At 44.5% G+C, this 23,053-nt stretch carries 23 protein-coding genes; 11 read left to right on the top strand and 12 right to left on the bottom strand.

Annotated elements, in window-relative coordinates; all coding sequences use genetic code 11:
- Positions 1-202: 202 nt before the first annotated feature.
- From QV280_RS07345 to QV280_RS07385, 9 genes are all read right to left on the bottom strand, one after another.
- Positions 203-622 carry a hypothetical protein gene (locus QV280_RS07345; protein ID WP_023403690.1) on the bottom strand — a complete coding sequence of 140 codons (420 nt, stop codon included), beginning with the start codon at positions 620-622 and terminating at the stop codon, positions 203-205.
- Positions 615-1,610 carry a formate dehydrogenase subunit gamma gene (locus QV280_RS07350; RefSeq protein ID WP_447026276.1) on the bottom strand — a complete coding sequence of 332 codons (996 nt, stop codon included), beginning with the start codon at positions 1,608-1,610 and terminating at the stop codon, positions 615-617. Before QV280_RS07350 ends, QV280_RS07345 begins: the two co-directional genes overlap by 8 nt.
- 55 nt (positions 1,611-1,665) lie before the next feature.
- Positions 1,666-2,274: a formate dehydrogenase FDH3 subunit beta gene (fdh3B, locus tag QV280_RS07355; protein WP_023403688.1), complete on the bottom strand. Its 609-nt coding sequence runs from the start codon at positions 2,272-2,274 to the stop codon at positions 1,666-1,668.
- Between the two features lie 13 nt (positions 2,275-2,287).
- Positions 2,288-5,143 (bottom strand): formate dehydrogenase subunit alpha, encoded by a 2,856-nt coding sequence (locus tag QV280_RS07360; RefSeq protein WP_023403687.1) that lies wholly within the window; start codon positions 5,141-5,143, stop codon positions 2,288-2,290.
- Positions 5,144-5,155: 12 nt separating this feature from the next.
- Positions 5,156-5,356: a hypothetical protein gene (locus QV280_RS07365; protein WP_023403686.1), complete on the bottom strand. Its 201-nt coding sequence runs from the start codon at positions 5,354-5,356 to the stop codon at positions 5,156-5,158.
- Between the two features lie 15 nt (positions 5,357-5,371).
- Positions 5,372-5,971, bottom strand: a complete 600-nt coding sequence (locus QV280_RS07370; protein ID WP_023403685.1) for a TorD/DmsD family molecular chaperone — start codon at positions 5,969-5,971, stop codon at positions 5,372-5,374.
- Between the two features lie 8 nt (positions 5,972-5,979).
- The gene (locus QV280_RS07375; RefSeq protein ID WP_023403684.1) at positions 5,980-7,650 is read right to left on the bottom strand and encodes a 4Fe-4S dicluster domain-containing protein; all 1,671 of its coding nucleotides are present in this window, start codon (positions 7,648-7,650) and stop codon (positions 5,980-5,982) included.
- A gap of 199 nt (positions 7,651-7,849) precedes the next feature.
- A complete protein-coding gene (locus QV280_RS07380) occupies positions 7,850-8,602 on the bottom strand; it encodes a DUF3306 domain-containing protein (protein WP_152819801.1) in 753 nt (250 codons plus the stop codon).
- 36 nt (positions 8,603-8,638) lie between these two features.
- On the bottom strand, positions 8,639-9,064 hold the full coding sequence (locus QV280_RS07385; protein ID WP_023403682.1) for a DUF3305 domain-containing protein: 426 nt from the start codon (positions 9,062-9,064) through the stop codon (positions 8,639-8,641).
- 130 nt (positions 9,065-9,194) lie between these two features.
- Between QV280_RS07385 and QV280_RS07390 the strand changes: the two genes are divergently transcribed.
- From QV280_RS07390 to QV280_RS07420, 7 genes are all read left to right on the top strand, one after another.
- Complete coding sequence (locus QV280_RS07390) at positions 9,195-10,046, top strand: formate dehydrogenase accessory sulfurtransferase FdhD (protein ID WP_152819800.1); 852 nt, start codon at positions 9,195-9,197, stop codon at positions 10,044-10,046.
- Between the two features lie 3 nt (positions 10,047-10,049).
- Positions 10,050-10,886 carry a substrate-binding domain-containing protein gene (locus tag QV280_RS07395; protein ID WP_152819799.1) on the top strand — a complete coding sequence of 279 codons (837 nt, stop codon included), beginning with the start codon at positions 10,050-10,052 and terminating at the stop codon, positions 10,884-10,886.
- The gene (locus QV280_RS07400; RefSeq protein WP_023403679.1) at positions 10,886-11,584 is read left to right on the top strand and encodes an ABC transporter permease; all 699 of its coding nucleotides are present in this window, start codon (positions 10,886-10,888) and stop codon (positions 11,582-11,584) included. Before QV280_RS07395 ends, QV280_RS07400 begins: the two co-directional genes overlap by 1 nt.
- A gap of 12 nt (positions 11,585-11,596) precedes the next feature.
- Complete coding sequence (locus QV280_RS07405; protein WP_023403678.1) at positions 11,597-12,325, top strand: ABC transporter ATP-binding protein; 729 nt, start codon at positions 11,597-11,599, stop codon at positions 12,323-12,325.
- The gene (mobA, locus tag QV280_RS07410; protein WP_023403677.1) at positions 12,322-12,891 is read left to right on the top strand and encodes a molybdenum cofactor guanylyltransferase MobA; all 570 of its coding nucleotides are present in this window, start codon (positions 12,322-12,324) and stop codon (positions 12,889-12,891) included. Before QV280_RS07405 ends, mobA begins: the two co-directional genes overlap by 4 nt.
- 3 nt (positions 12,892-12,894) lie before the next feature.
- The gene (locus QV280_RS07415) at positions 12,895-14,703 is read left to right on the top strand and encodes a bifunctional molybdopterin-guanine dinucleotide biosynthesis adaptor protein MobB/molybdopterin molybdotransferase MoeA (RefSeq protein ID WP_023403676.1); all 1,809 of its coding nucleotides are present in this window, start codon (positions 12,895-12,897) and stop codon (positions 14,701-14,703) included.
- A 204-nt stretch (positions 14,704-14,907) separates the two neighbouring features.
- A complete protein-coding gene (locus QV280_RS07420) occupies positions 14,908-16,605 on the top strand; it encodes an RluA family pseudouridine synthase (protein ID WP_023403675.1) in 1,698 nt (565 codons plus the stop codon).
- 30 nt (positions 16,606-16,635) lie between these two features.
- Here the strand turns inward: QV280_RS07420 and recQ are convergent, their stop codons facing one another.
- The 3 genes from recQ to QV280_RS07435 form a co-directional block, all read right to left on the bottom strand.
- A complete protein-coding gene (recQ, locus tag QV280_RS07425) occupies positions 16,636-18,855 on the bottom strand; it encodes a DNA helicase RecQ (protein WP_152819798.1) in 2,220 nt (739 codons plus the stop codon).
- Between the two features lie 163 nt (positions 18,856-19,018).
- On the bottom strand, positions 19,019-19,363 hold the full coding sequence (locus QV280_RS07430) for a rhodanese-like domain-containing protein (protein WP_023403673.1): 345 nt from the start codon (positions 19,361-19,363) through the stop codon (positions 19,019-19,021).
- A 20-nt stretch (positions 19,364-19,383) separates the two neighbouring features.
- Complete coding sequence (locus tag QV280_RS07435; RefSeq protein WP_152819797.1) at positions 19,384-19,677, bottom strand: hypothetical protein; 294 nt, start codon at positions 19,675-19,677, stop codon at positions 19,384-19,386.
- A 381-nt stretch (positions 19,678-20,058) separates the two neighbouring features.
- On the opposite strand from QV280_RS07435, the gene artP reads away from it, so the two are divergent.
- Genes artP through artM form a run of 4 tightly spaced genes read left to right on the top strand, consistent with a single transcriptional unit; the run spans position 20,059 to position 22,938 of the window.
- Entirely contained in the window at positions 20,059-20,787 is a 729-nt protein-coding gene (artP, locus tag QV280_RS07440) for an arginine ABC transporter ATP-binding protein ArtP (protein WP_152819796.1), read from the top strand.
- Positions 20,788-20,844: 57 nt separating this feature from the next.
- Entirely contained in the window at positions 20,845-21,579 is a 735-nt protein-coding gene (locus tag QV280_RS07445) for an arginine ABC transporter substrate-binding protein (protein WP_152819795.1), read from the top strand.
- A gap of 1 nt (position 21,580) precedes the next feature.
- Entirely contained in the window at positions 21,581-22,270 is a 690-nt protein-coding gene (gene artQ / locus QV280_RS07450; protein WP_023403669.1) for an arginine ABC transporter permease ArtQ, read from the top strand.
- On the top strand, positions 22,267-22,938 hold the full coding sequence (gene artM / locus QV280_RS07455; protein WP_023403668.1) for an arginine ABC transporter permease ArtM: 672 nt from the start codon (positions 22,267-22,269) through the stop codon (positions 22,936-22,938). Before artQ ends, artM begins: the two co-directional genes overlap by 4 nt.
- The last annotated feature ends 115 nt before the right edge of the window (positions 22,939-23,053 follow it).

Raw genomic sequence — 23,053 nt, forward strand, 5'->3', positions numbered from 1 at the left:
GCTCGAGAACAAGACAGAATTTTTCGATAAGTAGTTATTCTACAATCAAAAATTCTAACGCCGTTATCGAGCATTTTAACAAGCTAGAATGACCAGTTATTTAGTACGATTGGTATAAGCACTGATTCTAGCCAGTCATTAACTCATTAAACGAAAAAACGCCAAGCAAAATGCTTGGCGTTTTTGTACTCAGAACATGGCGTTAAAACTGATGTAACGACTTGGCTTGAGTGACCGGTTTATCTTGCTTTAACAAACGCATTCCTTTAAACATGCGCACAAACCAAATCAAAATAGCGACAGCCGATATAAAGCCACCCGCAATGGGAATGACATGCGCCACTTCTTCCAGTGCGCTGTTTCTAAACCAATAATCATTCACCCCAATCAATACTCCATTGGAGGTGGCTATGGTTACGATAAGCACCACAAAAAAGGTCAAAAACAAAAAGAAGCTGCGTATTAAACCGTAATAATGCGAGTTCACGACTTCGCTATCTTCGTCTTTATCTAAACGATACCCTGCATAGATAATGGCAATCACACCAGACAGCAGTAACGTAAATGGGGTTAAAAAACTACCAATGTAAGCGTACCAAATACCCTTATGATGTTTATTCATTACTTACCCCATCCTTTCTACTTTTTCCTTTAACGGGAGCATCTTCTAATTGGTCTTTAACTTCTGCATACCACTGATCGTGATGTTCTTTTGCCCACGTTTCATCAACCTTACCCGTCACCATACCTTCAAGTGCGCCTTCCATACCGACTAAACCAATATAGATATGGAACACAAAACCACAGATAAGAACCAATGCTGAAATCATATGGACTAAGTTCGCCACTTCCATATCACGACGAGTTTGGTCAAAAATTGGGAAATCCAATATCACGCCGCTGGTTGCAAGCACCGCACCAACCACAATCAATAGCCAGTAAATGACCTTCTCACCACCATTTGAAAACCCAGCCGATGGATGCGAGCCTTTATGCTTGCCGACCATACCGCCCATTTTCATAAACCATTGCACATCCGTTTTAGTAAATAGCGATTTACGCCACCATTTCACAAAAATAAAGATAAGCAAAATATAGAAAATTGGTCCTATATAGTTGTGATACTGCTTAGCGGTATAAATCACTAGTCCCCAAATATCTGATGGGATATAAGGCTTTAAAAAGTGTTTACCATAAACCAGCATCAACCCACTAAATGCGAGGGTCAAAAAAGTAAATGCCATCGTCCAGTGGAGCGCTCTATCCATACGACTCCAGCGGTTAAGCTTTCTTCCCGTACGGGGCTTACTAAGCATCAATGGTCCGACTAAGAAATACGCCAATACCACCATCATGATGCTACCAAAGATAGCTACAGCGGCGGCTGGAGACATCCACTTTTCTTTTAAAATGAACCACGTTTGACCGGGTACACTGATCAAAATACCATGCTCAGGAGAAGCTGAGGTGGTTGTACCCTCAACGCCTCCTTTAACTTCGCGCCAATAATCCGCGCCAGCTAATTGCACCATCTCTTTTTGCGCAGTGTCGTTTTGTTTTTGTTCAGCATACGTTGGCGAGCTAAATGCCATTAAGACACTTGCCAACATCGCTAACAACAACAATGTCGATTGTTTCGCTAACTGCATTTGATTGCTCCTTTAACTAGCTCTTAGTCGCATCAAACGCAATATCTTCACCGTCGCTCCAGCCGGCACCTTTCGCTCCGCGCTCAACAACACGTTGACGGAAGATATCAGAAACAATTTCTGCATCACCCGCTAGTAGTGCTTTGGTTGAACATAGCTCGGCACACATAGGAAGCTTACCTTCGGCAATACGATTACTACCATATTTTGCTCGTTCTTCATCAGAACCCGCTTCGGTTTCAAGGCCGCCTGCACAGAAAGTACATTTGTCCATCTTGCCTCTTTCACCGAAGGCTGTAGTGTGCGGAAATTGTGGTGCGCCAAACGGACAAGCAAATAAGCAGTAGCCACAACCAATACAGAGATCTTTATTGTGCAGCAATATGCCTTCTGCGGTGTATTCAAAACAATCCGCCGGACACACCGCTTTACAAGGCGCATCTGTACAGTGCATACACGCAACAGAAACAGAACTTTCGCCCGGCTCACCGTCATTAAGGGTCACAACGCGACGGCGCTGAATGCCCCACTCTAACGCATCGTCATTTTCGTTTTTACATGCTGTGACACAGCCATTACATTCGATACAACGCTTGGTATCGCAGAGAAATTTCATTCTAGCCATAATTTAGGTTTCCTTACGCTTTTCGAATATTACACAGGGTAACTTTGGTTTCTTGCATCTGTGTAACCGGGTCATAACCATAAGTGGTTGCCGTGTTTGCGGCTTCACCAATGACATAAGGAACAGTGCCCTCAGGGTAACGCTCTGTTAAGTCTTCGCCTTGGAACTTGCCACCAAAGTGGAATGGCATAAATGCCAGTCCAGGGCTTACGCGACGCGTCACCATAGCTTTTACATGCACTCTTCCTTTCTCTGCACCTTCAACCCAAACCATCTCACCGTCTCGAATACCAAGATCGTTAGCATCTTTTGGATTCACTTCGACAAACATTTCGCGTTGTAGCTCTGCAAGCCATGGGCTAGAACGAGTTTCTTCTCCACCCCCTTCGTATTCCACCAAACGTCCGGTGGTCAGTACGATTGGGTATTCTTTCGATTTATCGACATCTTGAATACTCTTGTACAAAGTAGGTAGACGATAAATAGATTCGCTGTCATCCCATGTAGGATAATCTTTAACCAAGTCACGACGAGGCGTGTACAGTGGCTCTCTGTGTAGTGGCACTCGGTCTGGGAATGTCCACACAATCGCACGAGCTTTGGCATTACCGTAAGGAATACAGCCGTGTTTAATGGCAACGCGCTGAATCCCACCAGAGAGGTCTGTCTTCCAGTTTTTGCCCTCTGCGGCGGCTTTTTCTTCGCTAGTGAGATCGTCCCACCAGCCTAAGCTTTTCAGCAATTTATCACTAAACTCAGGGAAACCATCTTCAAGCTCACACCCTTTCGAGTAGCTGTCTTCCGCAAGCAGATTTTCACCTTCAAATTCCACACCAAAGCGAGCACGGAAGTTACCGCCACCTTCAGCCACCGGTTTTGAAGTATCATATAAAATATGTGTGCCTGGGTGTTTCATCTCTGGCGTACCCCAACAAGGCCAAGGTAATCCATAGGTTTCGCCATTAACAGGACCACCTTCCGCAGACAAGGTCGTTTTGTGGAAGGTGTGCCAGTTTTGCTGATGTTCTTTAAGGCGCTCAGGGCTTTGACCGCTATAGCCGATGGTCCACATGCCTTTGTTAAATTCGCGGGTCACATCTTCAATAACCGGTTGGTTATCTTTGACTGCGATATTTTTAAACATCTGATCTGAGTAACCCAATTTTTTGGTTAACAGATACATGATTTCGTGGTCAGGTTTTGATTCAAATAAAGGTTCAACAACTTGATCACGCCATTGCAATGAACGGTTTGATGCCGTAACTGAGCCGTGCGTTTCAAATTGCGTTGTAGCCGGAAGTAGATACACGCCATCAGTACGGTCATTCATTACCGCCGCTACCGTTGGATATGGGTCAACAATCACCATCATGTCTAGCTTTTGCATTGCTTTACGCATTTCTGGTCCACGGGTTTGCGAGTTTACCGCATGCCCCCAGTAGAACATGGCGCGAATATTATCGTTTTGCTCTATATTCTGTTTGTCTTCCAACACACCATCAATCCAACGCGATACAGGAATACCCATGTTATTCATTGGCTGTTTGCCACGGTACTTAGTTTGATCAAATCGCCCTTCGACCCATTGGTAATCCAGATCCCATACCTTTGACCAGTGCTTCCAAGAACCCGGTGCGAGACCGTAATAACCCGGTAGTGTATGCGACAATACGCCAAGGTCTGTTGCGCCCTGTACGTTATCGTGACCACGGAAAATATTCGCGCCGCCGCCCGATTTACCCATGTTGCCAAGTGCCAGCTCCAACACACAGTAAGCACGAGTGTTGTTATTACCAGTGGTGTGCTGAGTCCCGCCCATACACCAAACGATACAACCCGGTCGGTTATCCGATAAGATCTTGGCGGTTTTGTACATTTGGTCTTTAGAAGCACCCGTTACGTGTTCCACTTTATCAGGTGTCCATTTCGCCACTTCTTGACGAATTTCTTCCATGCCAAATACACGTTGGCGGATAAATTCTTTGTCTTCCCATTGGTTTTCAAAGATGTGCCACAACAAACCCCAAATAAACGCAACATCGGTACCCGGACGAAGCGCAATATAGTGGTCCGATTTAGCCGCAGTGCGAGTACGTCTTGGATCAGCAACTACGATTTTACAGCTGTTCTTTTCTTTGGCGATCAAGATGTGTTGCATGGCAACAGGGTGAGCTTCAGCTGGGTTTGAGCCAATAAACAGCATTGATTTACAGTTGTGCATATCATTAAACGAATTGGTCATTGCACCATAACCCCAGGTATTCGCTACCCCTGATACTGTGGTGGAGTGACAAATACGAGCTTGGTGATCGACATTGTTTGTGCCCCACAACGATGCCATTTTTCTGAACATATAGGCTTGTTCGTTGTTGTGTTTTGCACTGCCGAGCCAGTAAACCGAATCCGGCCCCGATTCTTGACGAATTTTCAGTGCATTATCACCAATCTCATTGATGGCTTGTTCCCAAGTGAGTTTTTTCCACTTGCCACCTTCGAGTTTCATTGGGTATTTAAGGCGTTTTTCGCCGCGACCATGCTCACGCAAAGCCGCACCTTTTGCACAGTGACCGCCAAGGTTAAAGGGATGATCAAAAGCGGGTTCTTGGCCAGTCCAGACACCATTTTGTACTTCGGCATAAATGCCACAACCTACCGAACAGTGTGAACAAATAGTACGTTTTATCTCTACATTAACATCACCAGTTTCTGGTTGGGCTTGGGCTTTTCTCATCATGCCCGGAGCAAGCATTCCAGCCCCAACCACGGCACCACCAGCGGCCAATGATGAATTACGCATAAAGGTACGACGGCTAATACCAAACTTTTTATTAGGGCTTGAGGTACTTTCAGAACGTTTAGTCAGTTTCATAGTGATGGGTTCCTAAAGTGAATTGTAGTAATCGCGGATATGCTGAGTTTCTCGATAACCCTTATTATCCTCCGACTGTTCGGCTTCCACCTTGGTCTGACTCGCCTGTGCAGATGTTGTTGCTGTGGTCATTATCGCACCGGCAACAACACCGCCACCTAGAGCCTTAATTGCTCTACGACGATGATTATCAATTTCTTTATTGTTTTTCATGACTCCATCCTCAACCTAATCCAACTCACTAGAACGAACAGCAATGCTCTGCTCACTCAACGCAACCTCTTCTAGCTCCATAAATTGGGCTAGCAGGTTTGCGACAACTCGATAAAACTCAGCCGCTTTCGCATCCTGAATTTGTTTCACTAAATCTTTATACCAACTGGCAATATGGCGATTAAAAAATACGCCTTGCTGAGGCGAATTATCCTCTACTAGCATCGCCATCACTTCGCACAACGCTGCCATGTGATCTTCTGGTTCTTTAACGCTGTCGTTACGCTCAAAGCCCAACGATGCAAGGTCTTGGCGCAATTCAATTAACGGTTTTTCCATTAACGCGCCATTTCGGTGCCATGAAGCAAAAGGCATCACTTCACCACGCCCAATACCAATAAATAAGTCTTGATATTCTTCTGCAACCGACTCAAGAGAAGTCTCTTTTGCTAACTGACAAAGCGCGCGCCAGTCAGCACTCATTGCACTTGACTCTTCCTCAGTATTTAACTGTGCCAACCACTGCATTAGCTGAGCATTTGGTGCTTGTCTAAACAATGTCGCTAGTAACAAATAAATGTCTGATCGCGGTGATTGTTGTACTTGGTTATGCATGCTCACCCTTAATATTTTAGCTGTTTTGTAGGATCTTTCGCCATTTCTTCATAAATATCGACAACTCGGCAGTCTTCACACATGGCAATTCGACGAATTGCTATCTCATCTGAAAAGTGGCTGTGCCCTTTTAATTTGCTCTGTAGCATGCTAATCATGGACTTAGGTGCAAACGCTTTTTCACAGCGTAAACACAGCGCCGGTTCATCTTTATTTAAAGTGAGTGCACTGCTGCGCTGCTGTTGATCCCAGTTAATTCTTGGGGTCAAATCCAAAGCCTTTTCAGGACAGGCAGCTTCACATAAGCCACATTGCACACAATCTTGCTCAATGAAATTAAGCATAGGGACTTGTCCTTCGTTGTGTAATGCCATAGTCGGACAAACCGCCACGCATGCCATACACAAGGTGCACTTATCGGTATCACACGCCACTGTGCCGTATGGAGCGCCCTGTGGCAGAGCTGCTTCTGTTTGGAGCGGAGTAAATGATTGCGCTAAGGCATCTAACGACTGGAATAACCTTGCGCGTTTATCACCTTCTATTTCCCCCACATGCACATTAAGAGGTGTTTCAATCAACACAGGTTTGGTTTGTCTAAGATCTTCAAGGTATAAAATATCGATACTTTCAGCATGAATACCAAGCTGTCTAAGCAAGGTCTTGGCCACCGTTACTTCTTCGTTTAGGACCCGAATGATCGTGGCAGGCATGCGACGACTGGCGGCAAACAACACTTGCGATGCGCCGTTACTCAGCGCGGCAAACCAAGTATCAATACCCACGGATGGTAGTTCATTAACCACAATAGGAATGACATTATCGGGTAACGCGCGTAGCGCCATTACGTTATAGGTTTCATGTTCTTCACTACAGAACAGCACAATAGGATTACTGCCACCTTGCGCCTGATAATTTTGTAAGGTGCGCTCTATAAACCCTTGGGTTTGGTTGGGATATGGCAAGGCGTATTCGATTGCGCCCGTAGGGCAAGATGTGGCACAAGTGCCCACTCCCTGACAAAGATAAGGATTGATTTCGATTTTGTAGCCAATTTCATCACGCCCTTCACTAGTCAATGCCCCTGCAGGACAAGACAAAATGCAACGCTCACAGCCTTTAACGCCACGCGAACTGTGCGCACATTTATCGGTATCAAGGCGGAAAAATTTGGGCTTATCAAAGGTTCCGATTAAAGCGTTGATTTCTTCAACAGCATCTTCAAGTTTTGGGTAGCCTCTGCCGACAGGGAAATATCCGACAGGAGGGACTTCAGTATCAATCAAAGCTTCTGCGCTAAAATCTAATACCACATCAAAATGCGGTTGCGCGATAGCGACCGGGGCAAGCTCTACTTTGGAAATAGAACTGCTTTGCAGAATATGAAAAGAGAAACGCCCTAGATATCCAGATAATTGGGCTAATGAGAAAAAGTATGGACTGATATCACCAGTTATCTTTGTGCCACTTGGCACAGCAAAGGTCACAGATGACATGGATGAAAATTGTTGTTGTAAGTTTTCTAAATTTTGCTCGGTAGCAATGATCAGTAACGCCCCTTGGCTTTCATAACTCACCGTTGGAGGAATAAGATTTGAAAGCTCTAACGTGTTGTTACAAGCGTAACTACGCGCTTGACCGTTGCTTGACGTTGATTGGGCCAAAAATTCCTTTAGCATTCTGATTCCGTAATTTAATGAAATAAGCGTGCCTAATATAAGCGCATCGTTTCATTAAGAATTGCAGATTTTTTGCATAAGGTTGTTAAATCCTTAATAAATTTGAGGTGTTAAACGGATAAAATTGTTAACTATGTGATTTCATAAGCATTTTAATTTAAAAAAATTTATTATTATAGATAATAATTCTCATTTAGATTTAACGATTATTTTGTTTAGTCATAGGTTCGTTATTCGCGATTTCATCCGAAGCATCTTGCTCTTGGTACTCCTCTTTGACTAACTGTGACGATGACGCCTCGTCCTCAAGCGTGAGTTCTACTTCTCGCTCTTCGCTAAGCGATGGTTCTTTGTCTACGTTCGGTTGATTATCTTCAGTTAAAACGCCATTGCTCGCGTCAGCTGTTGACGGCTCAATCAGGTCTTCACTTAATTGGTTGGCTTTTTCCGTCGTCCAGTGCCTTAACTTACTGGCAACCTCTGAGCTTAACGGTTTGATTTGACTAAAGTCTTGGTGATAATCATTTAGCTCATCTACTTCACTAAACTGCCCACTAAAGAATAAACTGCGTAACGCTCGCTTTTTAATTTCTGGCGCTGAATCTGAAGCAAGTAGAGCAGACATCGCATTGCCTTGCTTACGTTCTTCATCTTCAACATCTTCGCTTGCTAATTCATTATCAATGGCTTCACTTGCAATGGCTTCTTCTGTTTCCATCGTTTCTAATGAAGCCGGCTCCGCAGGAGCCGTCACTTCTGAAGGATCAACAAAATGCTCAATTTCATCTGTGGCTGAATTATCGAGAGCAAGACTGTCAAGCGGCCGTTCATCATCAGTCGCAAGCTCAACTTGCATGGCAGGTTCGATATCGTCACTTTTTTGCTGTTGCTCTTCGATATCGACGGGCGAAGCATGCTTATGTAGCAATCTTTCAAACAGACCTCGACTCATCGTAACTCTCCAAAGATAAACGGGTTTGATAACAAATTATTGACTGGCACGCCCTGCTCCCTTGCGTTTTTTACGCTTATGTTCGATTAGCTCGCCATGGCGAGCTAAATAGGCTTCCATCCACACTTGCACTGGTAAAGGAAGATCAACCGATAACACGAGATAATCACCGTCCAAATAGCTGCCCGCAACACTTTGTGAAACCGTGACGCTGACCAGACTTAACGTTTCGATGTCATTTTCCAATACCACAAACAACTTAGGGTTGTCGGAATTAAGGTTAAAACGGTAATCCGTACGTTCGTCTTTGAACAATTGGATCTCAGACTCTACTCCAAGGTCGCTAGCACAAGGGTCTAAAAATATCTCATCAACCTGCCAATTACTGGTTTGCCATTTAGAATTTTGTGTCTGATGTAGAATAATCTGACATCGAACAGGCCAATTATCTTCCGTTTTCATTACTACCTCGTTAAGCTAACTTATTATTATTTATATAGTTCTACATGAGTCGCCGTGATTGTGTGCAAGCCGATTTCCCTTCCTTGCCACATTTCTTCAATCACTATTCAGTATAGAAAAGGATATTCCAATGCCCCAAGCTCCTAATATCGTAGCGGTTGGCCAGCCCCCCTCGCAGACTCAAACTGTGACTGTTTTTGATGAATACGGAGAGCCTTTAAGTAAAGACATTGCGTGTGAATGTCCTCTTACTGTGCTGCTAAACTGGCGCGAAATTGTCACTCTGATGACTTTAGGTTCTCACCCCGGCCAATTGGTTCTGGGATATCTCAAAAACCAAAGCTTCTTATCAGACCCTACCCAACTTGATTCCGTGTTGATAGATTGGGAAACAAACAGTGTGGCAGTGGTCACCAAAGAAAACACAGATTTTCTGGAAAAAGCCTTAAAAAAGAAAACCGTCACCTCTGGTTGTGGTCAAGGCACCATGTACGGCAACGTCATGAAAAGCTTGGAAAACTACCAAGTGCCTCAAACTAACATTAAACAAAGTGGCTTATATTCGACACTGATGGCTCTCACTCACTACAACGACACCTACAAAAAAGCTGGCGCTGTGCATGGCTGTGCCATTTGTAAAGAAGGTGAAGTGATCTCTTTTGTGGAAGACGTTGGTCGGCATAACGCAGTCGATACCTTAGCCGGTGAAATGTGGCTCAACCAAGAGTCAGGACACGATAAGATTTTCTACACCACTGGCCGTTTAACCTCAGAGATGGTGATTAAAGTGGCGCAAATGGGTATCCCTACTTTGCTGTCTCGCTCAGGGGTCACACAAATGGGTTTAGAGCTTGCTGAACGTTTTGGTATCACCATCATAGCTCGTGCTAAAGGACTTCGTTTTCAGGTTTATCACGGCATTGAAAAAATAGAATTTGACGGCAAATCTGCCACTAACGACACACTAAACAAGGATCAATAAGCTATGTCTTTACATGCTCTTCTGCAACGCAGTAAAACCATCACGCTCACCTTAGCCTGTGCATTATTTTTTACTCTGCCAGCGCATGCCGACTCAAAAACACTGAAAATGGCTACCACTACCAGCACCTATCATTCTGGACTGCTCGATTACCTATTACCTAAATTTAAACAACAAACGGGTTATGAAGTGCAATTGTTGGTTACCGGTTCTGGAAAAGCGTTAAAAATGGGCGAAATGGGCGATGTCGATATTGTACTGACCCACTCACCAAAAGCTGAAAAAGCCTTTTTAGACTCACATTTTGGCGTAGATCCTCATGCGGTAATGTATAACGACTTCATTATTGTGGGCCCAAAAAATAATCCCGCCAAGTTAACCGATGCTGACAATGCAGCTCAGGCTTTACAGAAAATCGCTGACAGTAAGTCCGTGTTTATTTCTCGTGGTGATGATTCTGGCACCAATAAAAAAGAACTGGCTCTATGGGCAATCAATAATACCGCACACGACTGGTCTAATTACCGCTCAATTGGTCAAGGTATGGGGCCAACTCTTAACATGAGCTCTGAATTACAAGGCTATACTCTTACCGATAGAGGTACTTGGCTTGCGTATCAAGAGAAACTTGACCTTGCGATTTGGGTACAAGGTGATCCGGCTTTGTTCAATCAATATCAAATCATTCGCGTTAATCCTGAACGCTACACTGGGTTAAATGTTGCGGGTGCTAAAGCATTAAGCCAATGGTTTATTAGCGACAAAGCACAAAAGCTTATCAATGACTTCCAAGTAAAAGGACAAAAACTGTTTACGGCTAACGCTAAAACATCTCAATAATGGATATTGGTGAAACAAGTATAGAAGCAGTCAGGCTGCTTCTAAATTTTGACCCTACACTGTGGAAGGTAGTTTCTATCTCCTTCAGTGTGTCTTTGTTTGCGTTGAGTTTATCGCTATTGCCCGCTATCGGACTGGCATTGGTGCTCGCTTATGTCCCTTTCCCAGGCCGAAATTTTGTCACTTCAATCATTAATACACTGCAAGCCGTACCTACCGTAGTGATAGGGCTGTTACTGTATATGACCTTATCTCGCTCTGGGCCTGTTGGCGATTGGCAATGGCTATTTACACAAAAAGCGATGATTCTTGGGCAGATACTTATCGCAATGCCTATTCTTATTTCTATGCTTCAAGCTGGATTTCAAAGTGTCGACATGCGCAATGTTGAAACCTCTATCACGCTTGGGAAATCTTATCCGCAAATTTTTAGAGCATTGATGTGGGAAACCCGTTTTGCATTAATTGCCGCTGTGGTTACTGCATTTTCACGCATTGTCACAGAGGTTGGCTGTTCTATGATGGTGGGAGGGAATATTCTGGGTCATACACGTAATATTCCAACCGCCATAGCATTAGAGAGTCAACGTGGTGCGTTTGCACAAGGGGTTGCTTTGGGCATCGTGCTTTTGTTGCTTGCATTGATATTAAATTTTGTCTTAACCGCAATGCGCGGACAAAGTCATCTACGAGTCTAGAGGCAAGAATCAATGACCATACAGTTAAGAACTCAAGACTTATCCAAACGTTATGAAGACCGCGTATTATTTCACATTCCTCATTTGCAAATTGGCCCGAGTAACGCCATTTACTTAAAAGGGCAAAACGGTGTGGGGAAAACCACTCTGCTGAAAATTTTGGCAGGCTTAACCACGCCCAGTACAGGAACAATCAACGGCATTGAGATCTCGACCTTTTATCGGCTTTTTTCCCGTAAATTATTCCGAGATGTGGTCTATTTGCACCAATCCCCCTATATGTTTGATGCCACTTTACTGGAGAATATTCGCTATGCACTGCCCTTTGCCTCAAAACGTGGCTTACACAGTCGCAGTCAAGCGATTAATGCGCTTAGAATGGTAGGGCTTGAATCCCTTGCCGATGAACATTGCTCGGTATTATCGGGCGGCGAAAAACAACGTTTGGCGATGGCGAGAGCTTGGATAGTCAATCCTTCTATTTTACTCATGGATGAGCCTAGCGCCTCGTTAGATCTTGAGTCAACGCAAGGGATCATAACTCTGGCAAAAGATCTATTAGACCGAGGCGCAAGTATCGTGATCACTAGCCACCAGCAAAATGGGCTGACTAATCTTTGTGACACTCAATGGACCATTGAAAATCAAGGTCTAACGGTAACGCCTCACCTTAGAGTCATCGATGAAGAAACTAAAAAAATAAAATCAATAACAAATAATAAATTAGGTAACGAAACATGAAGTCAATAAGTTGGGTCGTTTTGGCCGGTGGTCAAGCCACACGAATGCAGGGACAAGACAAAGGGTTGGTCGAATTAAATCAAAAACCCCTTATCGAATATGTTCTAGAAGTTTTAAAATCGCACACTGATTCTATCTACATCAACGCCAATCGTTCACAAGAACGTTATCAAGAATACGCACCGGTATTTGCCGATCATTATCAGGGCTTTGTCGGCCCAATGGGTGGTATTCACGCCGGCTTAACCCATGTTGACAGTGAATGGGTGGGATTTGTGCCTTGTGATTGTCCGCAAATTTCGCCAACGCTTATCCAGCGCATGCAACAAGAAATCAGTGATGACGATGAGATCCTTGTCGCCCACGATGGTGACTTTGTTCAGCCCGTATTCACCGTTTTCCACCGTCGCGTGCTGGAGCGTTTACAGCAATTTTTAGACGATGGTGAACGCAAAATCATTCTCTTTTACGACCGCTGTAACACGCGCCAAATCGATTTTAGTGACATCAAAGGCAGCTTCGTAAACCTTAATTCTCAACAAGAACTCCAACAATTTAAGCAGTAATCTATGAAGACGATTCGTAATACTCCCATCCTTGGCTTTGCTGCTTTTAGTGGCACCGGAAAAACCACCTTACTTGAGCAGATCATTCCTAAATTGACTCAAGCAGGGCTAAAACTCGGCGTACTAAAACACGCGCATCATAATTTTGATATCGACCAACAAGGCAAAGACAGTTATCGCTTGCGTAAAGCGGGCGCAACACAAATGTATATTAGCTCGCGCTACCGTCATGCCATGATCAGCGAAACCCCTAACGAAGAAGCGACATTTGAAGAGTTGCTAGAGCAATTTGATCACAAAAACCTGGATATGATTTTAATCGAAGGTTTTAAAAGTCAGTCATTTCCCAAAATTGAACTGCGCCGTCAAGCGCTAGACAATCCATGGATGCACCCTAACGACGACAATATCATTGCCGTTGCCACCGATATTGATACCGAAAAAGAACTCAGTAAAGGCTTTAATGCCGCGCTACCTCAGTTTGATATCAACGATCTTGATGCAATAGCGAGCTTTATCATCCAAACCGTAGCGCCTTCCAAACAAAGTAACGCTGACGCCAGTGCTGCTGCGCAATGCTGCGATACCCTGTCACCGGCTTTTCTGTCGGTAGAACAAGGGATTGAGCGCATCTTAAATGCGGTATCGCCACTGACCCAAAGTACTACCGTAACAATCGACCACGCCTTACATCACGTATTAGCGCAAGACATTGTTTCGAGTATCAATGTGCCTCAGCACACCAACTCCGCAATGGATGGCTACGCGATTCGTGACCAAGATGTGGCGCTGGAAAGCTTTAAACTGGTTGGTGAAGTGATGGCAGGCCAAAGCTATCCATCTGAACTTAATGCCGGTGAAGCGGTAAAAATCATGACTGGCGCACCAGTGCCAAGCAACGGCACCACCGTCATCATGCGCGAGCAATCCGATACCTTTGAAAAAGACGGGCAACACTTTGTCACTTTTAACAGCGCATTAGTGAAAGCGGGACAAAATGTACGCTTAGCCGGAGAAGATCTTACCATTGGGCAAGCCGTATTTAGCCAAGGCCAAAAAATTGGCGCCGCCGAAATGGGCATGATTGCCTCTCTTGGCATCAATGAATGTGCGGTGATACGCAAGCTAAAAGTGGCGATTTTCTCCACCGGAGATGAAGTGCAGCACCCAAGCCAGCCGCAACAACAAAACTGTATCTATGATTCAAATCGTTACGCTTTGATGGGACTACTCAGCCAACTTAATTGTGAAATTATCGATTTAGGCATTTTAGAAGATGATCATTTAGCGATTGAACATGCAGTCTCTAAAGCCGCGGTAAGCGCCGATATGGTGCTGACTACCGGCGGCGTGTCTGTAGGGGATGCCGACTACATCAAAGATGTTTTAGAGCAAAACGGCAATATCGATTTTTGGCGCATCAATATGCGACCGGGTCGCCCTCTCGCTTTTGGCACGATTGGCGATACCCCTTTCTTCGGATTGCCGGGAAATCCTGTTGCCACTATGGTGTCCTTTATTAATTTCGTGCGCCCCGCTATCCATAAAATGCAAGGTGAAAGCAACTGGCAACCGACCAAATTGCGCGCTATTGCCAGCGAAGCTTTGCGCTCTCGCCATGGCCGCACCGAGTTTACTCGCGGTATCTATCAATTGAATGAGTTTGGGCAATTGGTGGTATCGAGCACAGGAAAACAAGGCTCTGGAATTTTACGCTCGATGAGTGAAGCGAACTGTTTGATTGAAATTGATCCGCTATACGCCAAAGTTGAGCCGGGTGAATTAGTCACCATCATTCCGCTTAATATCTAATCCATTTGCTAAAGGTTTATGGGGCTCTATTGATAGAGCCCTTTTTTATGCCGCTCAATTTCTAATATCTTAAGGAATATCAACATAGAGAATATCAACATGGGAATCATCAACATACACTGGCGGTTCTCGATTGGATTCAATACAATCAGCTAAAACCGCATCTTCACGTGCCAACGTACATAAATAGGTAGACCTTATCCCATGAGCAGCGACCCGCTTTTCACTCCATTTGAGCAATCCATCGCAGGAGTTGCGCTGCCAAAGCGATTCACATTCCCCTTTTATTATGAGCCTCACCCGCTAAGCGTGTTAGCTTCCGAGCAATTGCAAAAACAGCTGCACTCGGCTTTTGACTGCCAATTTGATTTAGAGCCAAGCTCGGCATCAAGCTCCCCCCAAAAACAAGGCAAAATGTTTGGCGTGCTAGTGGTAAAAAATCGCGACGGTGAGCTGGGTTTTTTAAGCGCTTTTTCGGGCAAGATTGATGATTCCAATCATCATCAGGGCTTTGTGCCACCTGTGTATGACATGCTCAACAGTGAAGGCTTTGTGAGACACGAATTTGACAAGATCAATGCCGTATCAAGTGAGCTAAACGCATTTACAAGCAGCGTCGATATAGCTCAGTTAAAAGCGCAGCTTGCCGAGATTAACCGCCAAGCCAGCGCGCAAATTCAAGCTCAGCAAGCGCAAATGGCAGACAGCCGAAAGCTGAGAAAGCAGCAGCGCTCACAAGCCAAGCAAGATTTAAGCTTTGATGATTACCAACAGCTAGAGCAGCAACTTGCCAAACAAAGTGTGTTTGAGAAAAATCAGCTCAAAGCAACTAAATCGCAGTGGGCGGAAAAACAAGCCAAGTTAACATCAGAGATAGAAGATGTTGAGCGTCAAATCAGTGAGCTTCGCTCACGCAGAGCGCATCTTTCTAACCAGATGCAACATAAGCTGTTCACTCAATATTCGTTTTTAAATGCCGATAATGAGCGCCAAGATCTCAATCAAATCTTTGCTCAAACGGCGTCTAAAGTGCCACCCGCAGGTGCCGGTGAATGCGCCGCGCCAAAGCTGTTGCAATACGCCTATTTAAATCGCTACGCCCCGATTTCACTGGCGGAATTTTGGTGGGGACAATCCCCAAAATCTGAGATACGTCAGCATAAACAGTTTTATCCCTCGTGCATGAGTAAGTGCCACCCTATTTTGTCGCATATGCTAAAAGGGTTACTGGTGGATGATAATCCGCTATTGGAAAACCCAGCCAAAGACAAGCCTCTGCCTATCATTTATGAAGATGAGCATATTGTGGTGGTCAACAAACCGGAAGGCTTTTTATCTGTTCCGGGACGCCATATCCAAGATTCGGCGTGGCATCGTCTGCAGCAGATCTATACCGATGCAGAAGGCCCGTTTGCCCTGCACCGCTTAGACATGGCGACCTCTGGGTTATTGGTGTTTGCACTGACCAAACGTGCCAACAAACATCTACAAAAACAGTTTATTGCCCGTGAAGTGACCAAGCGCTACGCGGCGCTCATTGATGGCGTAATCGATGGCACTCACATCAAAAATGAGGGAGATATTGAATTGCCAATGTGTCCCGACCTATTAGATAGACCAAGACAAAGGGTGAGCGTTGAACATGGAAAGCCCGCACATACTCATTATCAATTAATCGAGGTTGTGGACGGGAAATCAAAGGTATTTTTATACCCAAAAACCGGACGCACTCACCAACTTCGCGTTCACTGCGCACACAAAGATGGTCTTAACATGCCCATCATTGGCGATAGCTTATACGGCAAAAAAGACCTTAGACTGTATTTACATGCTCAACAATTAAGCTTCACCCACCCCGTCACTAAGGAGTGGATGACATTTACTGCGGATATTCCGTTCTAGCTTTTTCTTCGTTTTCTATTTATTTGCTTTCTATTTATTTGCTTTCTGCTCAGCAGACTGCTCGGATAATTGCGTCAATTGTTGCTGATAGGAAAAGTGCGCAACGATGCAGCGCAATACGCCGTAGTCGTATTTGCCTTCAAAGTGCTCAAATAACGGCTTTAGCTTTTGCTCGCTCAAGATATTAAGCAAAACAATCGCAGAATCTAACTGCTCAAGGGTTGAGTCATCCAGCTCAATCACTTGTTGTAATGGGCACAAACCAAGCTCTATCGCACTTGCCAGATGACTCAGCACCGTATTAGCCGCAATAGCGCGCTCTGCGGCGACCTGTTCAATGCTTTGATATTGATTGAACAGCGACAAACTGCTTTGCTCAGTCGCGCTTAACGTAGGCGCAGGTTTAGGTTGCTCATTAATAAGCTGCACAATTGCCTCACCATATTTCGCCAGTTTTGCCTCACCAAAACCAGAGATTTGCCCTAATGCCTCTAGGCTATCTGGGCGTTGTAATGCAATTTCGGCAAGGCTAGCATCGTGACAGATAATATAGGCCGGTACATTCTGCGTTTTTGCCAAACTGGCTCTAAGCTCGCGCAATTTTTCAAACACGCCTGAATCTTGTTCAGACAAAGCAGTGCTTTTCTTCGTGCTACTGGCTTTTTTCTTTTTGCTCTTACGCAATTCCCGAAATTCGATGCTTTGCTCACCACGCAGCACGGCGCGACAAAGCTCTGTCAGTTTTAGGTTGTTGTACATGCCTTCAACTTTTAGATAATTCATCGCAATGAGCTGGCGGAACACGCCTCGCCACTGCTCAGCAGTCAGTTCAGTACCGATACCAAAGGTGGATAAATTGTCATGCCCAAAGCGTTTAATTTTGTCATCGGATTTGCCTAGCAAAACATTCACTAAATGGGTCACGCCAAATCGCTGCTCGGAGCGATACACGGTTGAAAGGGCTTTTTGCGCCGCTTGGGTGCCGTCCCAGGTTTTTGGCGGATGCAAACAGTTATCGCAATTGCCACACGGCTGCGCGAGAGTTTCACCAAAGTAACCAAGTAATGTCTGGCGACGACAGGTACTCAACTCACAATAACCAAGCAGTGCATTAAGCTTACCCACCTGCACTTGTTTGTATTGCGCACTGCCGTCAGAGTTTTCCAGCATTTGCTTTTGCATCACTAAGTCTTGCAAGCCATACGCCATCCAAGCATTAGCAGGCGCGCCATCACGCCCTGCACGACCGGTTTCTTGATAGTAGGACTCGATACTTTTTGGCAAACTTAGATGACCGACAAAGCGTACATCGGGCTTATCTATACCCATGCCAAAGGCAATCGTCGCAACGATAATCACCCCATCTTCACGTAAAAAGCGTTGCTGATTTTGATTTTTTTGCTCGATGGACATGCCCGCATGATAAGGCAAGGCCACTCGGCCTTTTTCGGCCAGCCAAGCGGCGGTTTCTTCAACTTTCTTTCTCGATAAGCAGTAAATAACCCCTGCGTCTTGCGGATGGTTGTGTTCAATAAAATCCCATAACTCATGCTTAGCATTGGATTTTTCGCTGACGTGGTAACGGATATTGGGTCTATCAAAGCTGTGTACAAAAACCTTTGCATTGCCAAGTTGCAGCTGACTGATGATCTCTTGTCGGGTGCGCTCATCGGCGGTGGCGGTCAAGGCGATGCGTGGCACATTAGGAAAACGTTGCGGCAAGATAGACAGCTGTTGGTATTCAGGTCTAAAGTCGTGTCCCCATTGGCTTACACAATGTGCTTCATCAATGGCAAATAGGGAAAGATTCGATTGCTCCAATAGCGTTAACGTACGCTCCATCAAAAGACGCTCAGGAGAAACATACAGCAGTTGTATCTCGCCACGGGTGACTAAGGCTTCCACTTCCATTTGCTCATATCTGTCTTGAGTGGAATTTAAAAACGCGCACGACACGCCCACTTGTCTTAATGCATCTACCTGATCTTTCATTAAGGCAATCAGAGGTGACACCACTACCCCAACCCCTGAGCGCACAATGGCCGGAATTTGATAACAAATCGATTTACCACCACCGGTTGGCATTAAGGTCAGAACGTCTTGCCCACTGACTACACTATCCACAATCTCTTGCTGCTGATGACGAAAACTGTCATAGCCAAATACGTTTTTCAAAACGTCTAATGGTTGCAAAGAGTTTGGCTGTGAAGAGTGGCTGTATTCGGTATTAGTGTGTTCAAAGTGGCTCAAAGCGCGTCATCCTAATCGATGTGATAGAAAGGTAAGCATACCAATCGCAATTATTAACTGATCATTCTAGCGAGTTAGAATGATCAGTTAAACACTGCGTTGGTACAAGAAAAGATAGCAATGAGACACTATTGCCAAGACTGGCAATAGTGTGAATTTAGGGTTATTCAGGCTTTACTGACAACATTTCTTGCAATCCGCCGCCATTATGCACTTGTTTATAGCCTTGCGTAAGCAACAGTTGCTGCGCTTTTGCAGAGCGATTGCCACTTCGGCAATACACCACCAGCTGATCGCGACTTTTAATGAACGAAAGATCGGCGTGTGCCAGATTTTGCACCGGAATGTTAATCGCATTCTCTAGATGCCCGGCGGCAAATTCCTGCGGCGTTCTGACATCAATCACTACTGCCCCAGAATCAATCCAATCCCAAGCCATTTGCGCTCGTTCACTGGCGAGCGCAAATGTGGAAAACAATAGCGCGCACAATCCTAAAAATTTAAACATCTTTGACTAATTAACCGTTATTAGTAAATTTCCATAACCCAAGAGCCTAGCTTCTTCTCTTGCCATAGCTGGATAATAATCGGCTCTAACGCCACGATCACCCGTTGAAAATCTTCTGCGGTTTTATTGGAATTAAACCAGCCATTAATCGAGTCTAAATTAAACGCGAGTTGTTTTAAGTTGCCAGAGTTGGTCAACAGCTCTTCACCATTGGTGGCTTGCTCTTGCTGCGTTAATTGAATGCTCGACTCAAAATACTGGTCTCCAGCACGGTATAGATTCCATTCGTCGTTACGGGTTGCGATAAGGCGCATGTTCATTTCCCTGTAAAAAGTGGTGATTGGTTTAATAACACCATAGACACGCATCTAAGCAAAGGATGTATCTCACATTTACTTCCGTGCACAGATAAATTTAAAATAAAGGGGTAAACAAGATCCTGCAAAGTTGCTATTTACAGCACTGTAAAGAGTGCGACTTTTGTAGAAATTGGATAAAAACCTTAGTGTTTTATTATGAAATAAATCACACATACGACAGACTAAGTTATTGGCTAATATATAATCACATATACTAGCTTTTTATTCATAAGTAGTTAATGAAACCAAATTTTCCGTTTTTTTATACATTTTATTTGCATAAACAAGCGAAATTGGTAAGATGCTGACTGAAGAGATATAGGACAGTTTTTTAGCATGAGTATTCAAGTCAATCAGGTCAATAAATTCTACGGTGATACACAAGTACTGCACGACGTAAGCTTTACGTGCAATAAAGGTGACACTCTAGTATTACTCGGTCCAAGTGGAGCTGGTAAAAGCTCACTGCTCCGTATACTGAATCTGTTAGAAAGTGCTAACAGTGGCGATATGTCAGTAGCAAGTATGTCTTTTGATTTTGCAAAAGGCGTGACCGAAAAACAAGGTCTGCAACTAAGACACAAAGTGGGCATGGTATTTCAACAATACAACCTATGGCCACATATGACCGTCATTGAAAACCTAATTGAAGCGCCAGTGCGTGTAGCGGGTCTTTCGAAAGCGGCCGCCAAAGAAGAAGCCAAAAGAATTTTAGACATGCTGCAATTGGGTGATAAATCCGACGCATGGCCACTGCAATTATCCGGTGGTCAACAGCAGCGTGTCGCTATTGCTAGGGCCTTGATGATGAAACCCGATGTACTGCTGTTTGATGAGCCTACGGCAGCACTCGATCCAGAGATCACATCTCAAGTCGCCAAGGTTATCAATGACCTTAGCAAAACCGGAATTACACAAGTTGTTGTTACTCACGAGGTCGATTTTGCCCGTAAAGTAGCAAGTCATGTGTTGTATTTAGAAGATGGAAAAGTTGTGGAAAATGGCACTAACGAAGTGTTTAATAAGCCAACGACACAAAATTTCGCAGATTACCTTACCCACTAATTATACGCCTACAGACGCTGACAAGTTTTAGGCAGCGCAATGATTGGAGAAATACAAATGAAAAAAATCTTATTAGCATCCTTGATTGGTCTTACGTCAGCACATGCGATGGCAGCTCAGCAAGAAATTAAATTTGTAATGGAAGCGACTTACGCACCATTTGAATACGTAGATGCAAACAACGAAATCCAAGGTTTCGACGTTGATCTTGCAAATGCTCTATGTAAGCAGATTGAAGCGAAATGTACGTTCCACAACCAATCTTTTGATAGCTTGATCCCTGCCCTTAAGTTCAAACGTTATGATGCAGCTATCTCTGGTATGGATATTACTGAAGCGCGTCAACAACAAGTGAACTTCACTCAACCTTACTACGATAACTCAGCGGCTTTCATCGCGGTTAAAGGTAAAGTTGAAAACCAAGCTGCACTGAAAGGCAAACGCGTTGGTGTACAAAATGGTTCTACGCACCAATCATACCTAATTGAACAAAAACCAGGTGTGACTGCGGTTCCTTACGCAAGCTACCAAGACGCATTCATCGACATGCAAAATGGTCGTATTGATTCTGTATTCGGTGACACTGCAGTTGTGGCTGAATGGTTTAAGAAAAGCGACAAACTTAGCTATGTTGGCGAGCAAGTAACCAACAAACAATACTTCGGTAACGGTTTTGGTATCGCAGTCAATAAAGATAACCAAGCCCTGCTTGACCAACTTAATGCTGCACTGAAAACTGTAAAAGAAAACGGCGAATACAAAGCCATCTTTGAAAAGTACTTCGGTAAGTAATATGGAATTGACGGGTTACTCCGCGTCTCTCGCACAAGCAAGTTGGACTACGGTCCAACTTGCTTTTGTTAGTTTATGCGTGGGCTTAATTTTAGCCGTATTGTTTGCTTGTGGTGAGATGTCTCGCCATAAGTGGTTGGCATGGCCAACGACTCTATTTATCACCATTGTTCGAGGACTACCTGAGCTTCTGGTGGTGCTGTTTATCTTCTTTGGTTCTACTGAAGTTATCTTCATTATAACGGGAGAATTTGTCGACATTAGCCCCTTCATTTCTGGGGTAATTGCACTGGGTTTAATTTTTGCATCTTATGCATCGCAAACCATTCGTGGCGCATTAAAAGCAGTGCCTAGCGGACATATAGAAGCGGCAAACGCTCTAGGTTTGAGCCGTTCTCGCACCTTTATTAAAATCGTATTGCCACAAGCGGTACGTCACGCTATGCCGGGTTTGATGAACCAATGGCTAGTGCTATTAAAAGACACCGCATTAGTCTCTTTGATCGGCGTAACCGATTTGATGAAGCAAGCTCAGCTTGCCTCTGCAACGACTCACCAAGCCTTTACTTGGTATGCAACTGCGGCAGCCATTTATTTAGTTATTACGATTATTACTCAGAAAATAGTTAAGATCATAGATGCGCGCTTCTCTCTTCAAGACGCTTCTTCGAGTGCAGGAACAAAAGCATGAATTCACAACATTTCTACCAAATGCTTGACGGGTTGATGACCAGTGTACACCTCACTGTGGTTTCACTGATTGTTGGCTGTATTCTTGCGCTATTGATGACGCTAACCCTAATTCTGCGTACTCCAGGTGTTCATTGGTTGAGCCGTGGCGTCATTACCCTGTTTACCGGTACGCCATTGTTGGTACAAATCTTTCTGATCTATTACGGCCCAGGACAATTTGAAGCGATACATAACAGCTTTATTTGGCAATGGTTAAGTCAGCCGTGGTTTTGCGCTATGTTGGCATTGGCACTTAACACAGCCGCATACAGCACTCAATTGTTCAAAGGCGCATACAATGCGATTCCATCAGGGCAATGGCAAGCCTGCCGTGCACTGGGCATGAACAACGCACAAAGCCTTAGAGTATTGCTACCCTACGCGATTCGTCGCGCTATCCCAGCCTACTCCAACGAAGTGATTTTAGTATTTAAAGGCACATCCCTAGCCAGTACTATCACCATTATGGATGTTATGGGCTACGCACAACGCATCAACGCACAAACCTACGACACCCTCACCGTGTTCGGTGTCGCCGGTGTGTTCTACCTCAGCGTAAACGGAATACTCACTCTGATCTTCCGCCACATAGAACGCAAAGCCCTTGCCTTCGAAAACGCTCGCTAGCTAAATGCGGGGTCAGGTCTTGAAATTTGCACGCGTTGCGTGCAAATTTCAAGACCTGACCCCGCTCATATTTGCTCACAAAATAATCTAACAAACTGATTATTATTTGAATAAT

It is taken from the genome of Vibrio sp. B1Z05 (assembly GCF_052955985.1).

What these genes read in the sequence shown, in the direction of transcription:
- QV280_RS07345 (WP_023403690.1), bottom strand. Translation starts at nt 622, where the DNA reads ATGAATAAACATCATAAGGGTATTTGGTACGCTTACATTGGTAGTTTT.
- QV280_RS07350 (WP_447026276.1), bottom strand. Translation starts at nt 1,610, where the DNA reads ATGTTGGCAAGTGTCTTAATGGCATTTAGCTCGCCAACGTATGCTGAA.
- fdh3B (WP_023403688.1), bottom strand. Translation starts at nt 2,274, where the DNA reads ATGGCTAGAATGAAATTTCTCTGCGATACCAAGCGTTGTATCGAATGT.
- QV280_RS07360 (WP_023403687.1), bottom strand. Translation starts at nt 5,143, where the DNA reads ATGAAACTGACTAAACGTTCTGAAAGTACCTCAAGCCCTAATAAAAAG.
- QV280_RS07365 (WP_023403686.1), bottom strand. Translation starts at nt 5,356, where the DNA reads ATGAAAAACAATAAAGAAATTGATAATCATCGTCGTAGAGCAATTAAG.
- QV280_RS07370 (WP_023403685.1), bottom strand. Translation starts at nt 5,971, where the DNA reads ATGCATAACCAAGTACAACAATCACCGCGATCAGACATTTATTTGTTA.
- QV280_RS07375 (WP_023403684.1), bottom strand. Translation starts at nt 7,650, where the DNA reads ATGCTAAAGGAATTTTTGGCCCAATCAACGTCAAGCAACGGTCAAGCG.
- QV280_RS07380 (WP_152819801.1), bottom strand. Translation starts at nt 8,602, where the DNA reads ATGAGTCGAGGTCTGTTTGAAAGATTGCTACATAAGCATGCTTCGCCC.
- QV280_RS07385 (WP_023403682.1), bottom strand. Translation starts at nt 9,064, where the DNA reads ATGAAAACGGAAGATAATTGGCCTGTTCGATGTCAGATTATTCTACAT.
- QV280_RS07390 (WP_152819800.1), top strand. Translation starts at nt 9,195, where the DNA reads ATGCCCCAAGCTCCTAATATCGTAGCGGTTGGCCAGCCCCCCTCGCAG.
- QV280_RS07395 (WP_152819799.1), top strand. Translation starts at nt 10,050, where the DNA reads ATGTCTTTACATGCTCTTCTGCAACGCAGTAAAACCATCACGCTCACC.
- QV280_RS07400 (WP_023403679.1), top strand. Translation starts at nt 10,886, where the DNA reads ATGGATATTGGTGAAACAAGTATAGAAGCAGTCAGGCTGCTTCTAAAT.
- QV280_RS07405 (WP_023403678.1), top strand. Translation starts at nt 11,597, where the DNA reads ATGACCATACAGTTAAGAACTCAAGACTTATCCAAACGTTATGAAGAC.
- mobA (WP_023403677.1), top strand. Translation starts at nt 12,322, where the DNA reads ATGAAGTCAATAAGTTGGGTCGTTTTGGCCGGTGGTCAAGCCACACGA.
- QV280_RS07415 (WP_023403676.1), top strand. Translation starts at nt 12,895, where the DNA reads ATGAAGACGATTCGTAATACTCCCATCCTTGGCTTTGCTGCTTTTAGT.
- QV280_RS07420 (WP_023403675.1), top strand. Translation starts at nt 14,908, where the DNA reads ATGAGCAGCGACCCGCTTTTCACTCCATTTGAGCAATCCATCGCAGGA.
- QV280_RS07430 (WP_023403673.1), bottom strand. Translation starts at nt 19,363, where the DNA reads ATGTTTAAATTTTTAGGATTGTGCGCGCTATTGTTTTCCACATTTGCG.
- QV280_RS07435 (WP_152819797.1), bottom strand. Translation starts at nt 19,677, where the DNA reads ATGCGCCTTATCGCAACCCGTAACGACGAATGGAATCTATACCGTGCT.
- artP (WP_152819796.1), top strand. Translation starts at nt 20,059, where the DNA reads ATGAGTATTCAAGTCAATCAGGTCAATAAATTCTACGGTGATACACAA.
- QV280_RS07445 (WP_152819795.1), top strand. Translation starts at nt 20,845, where the DNA reads ATGAAAAAAATCTTATTAGCATCCTTGATTGGTCTTACGTCAGCACAT.
- artQ (WP_023403669.1), top strand. Translation starts at nt 21,581, where the DNA reads ATGGAATTGACGGGTTACTCCGCGTCTCTCGCACAAGCAAGTTGGACT.
- artM (WP_023403668.1), top strand. Translation starts at nt 22,267, where the DNA reads ATGAATTCACAACATTTCTACCAAATGCTTGACGGGTTGATGACCAGT.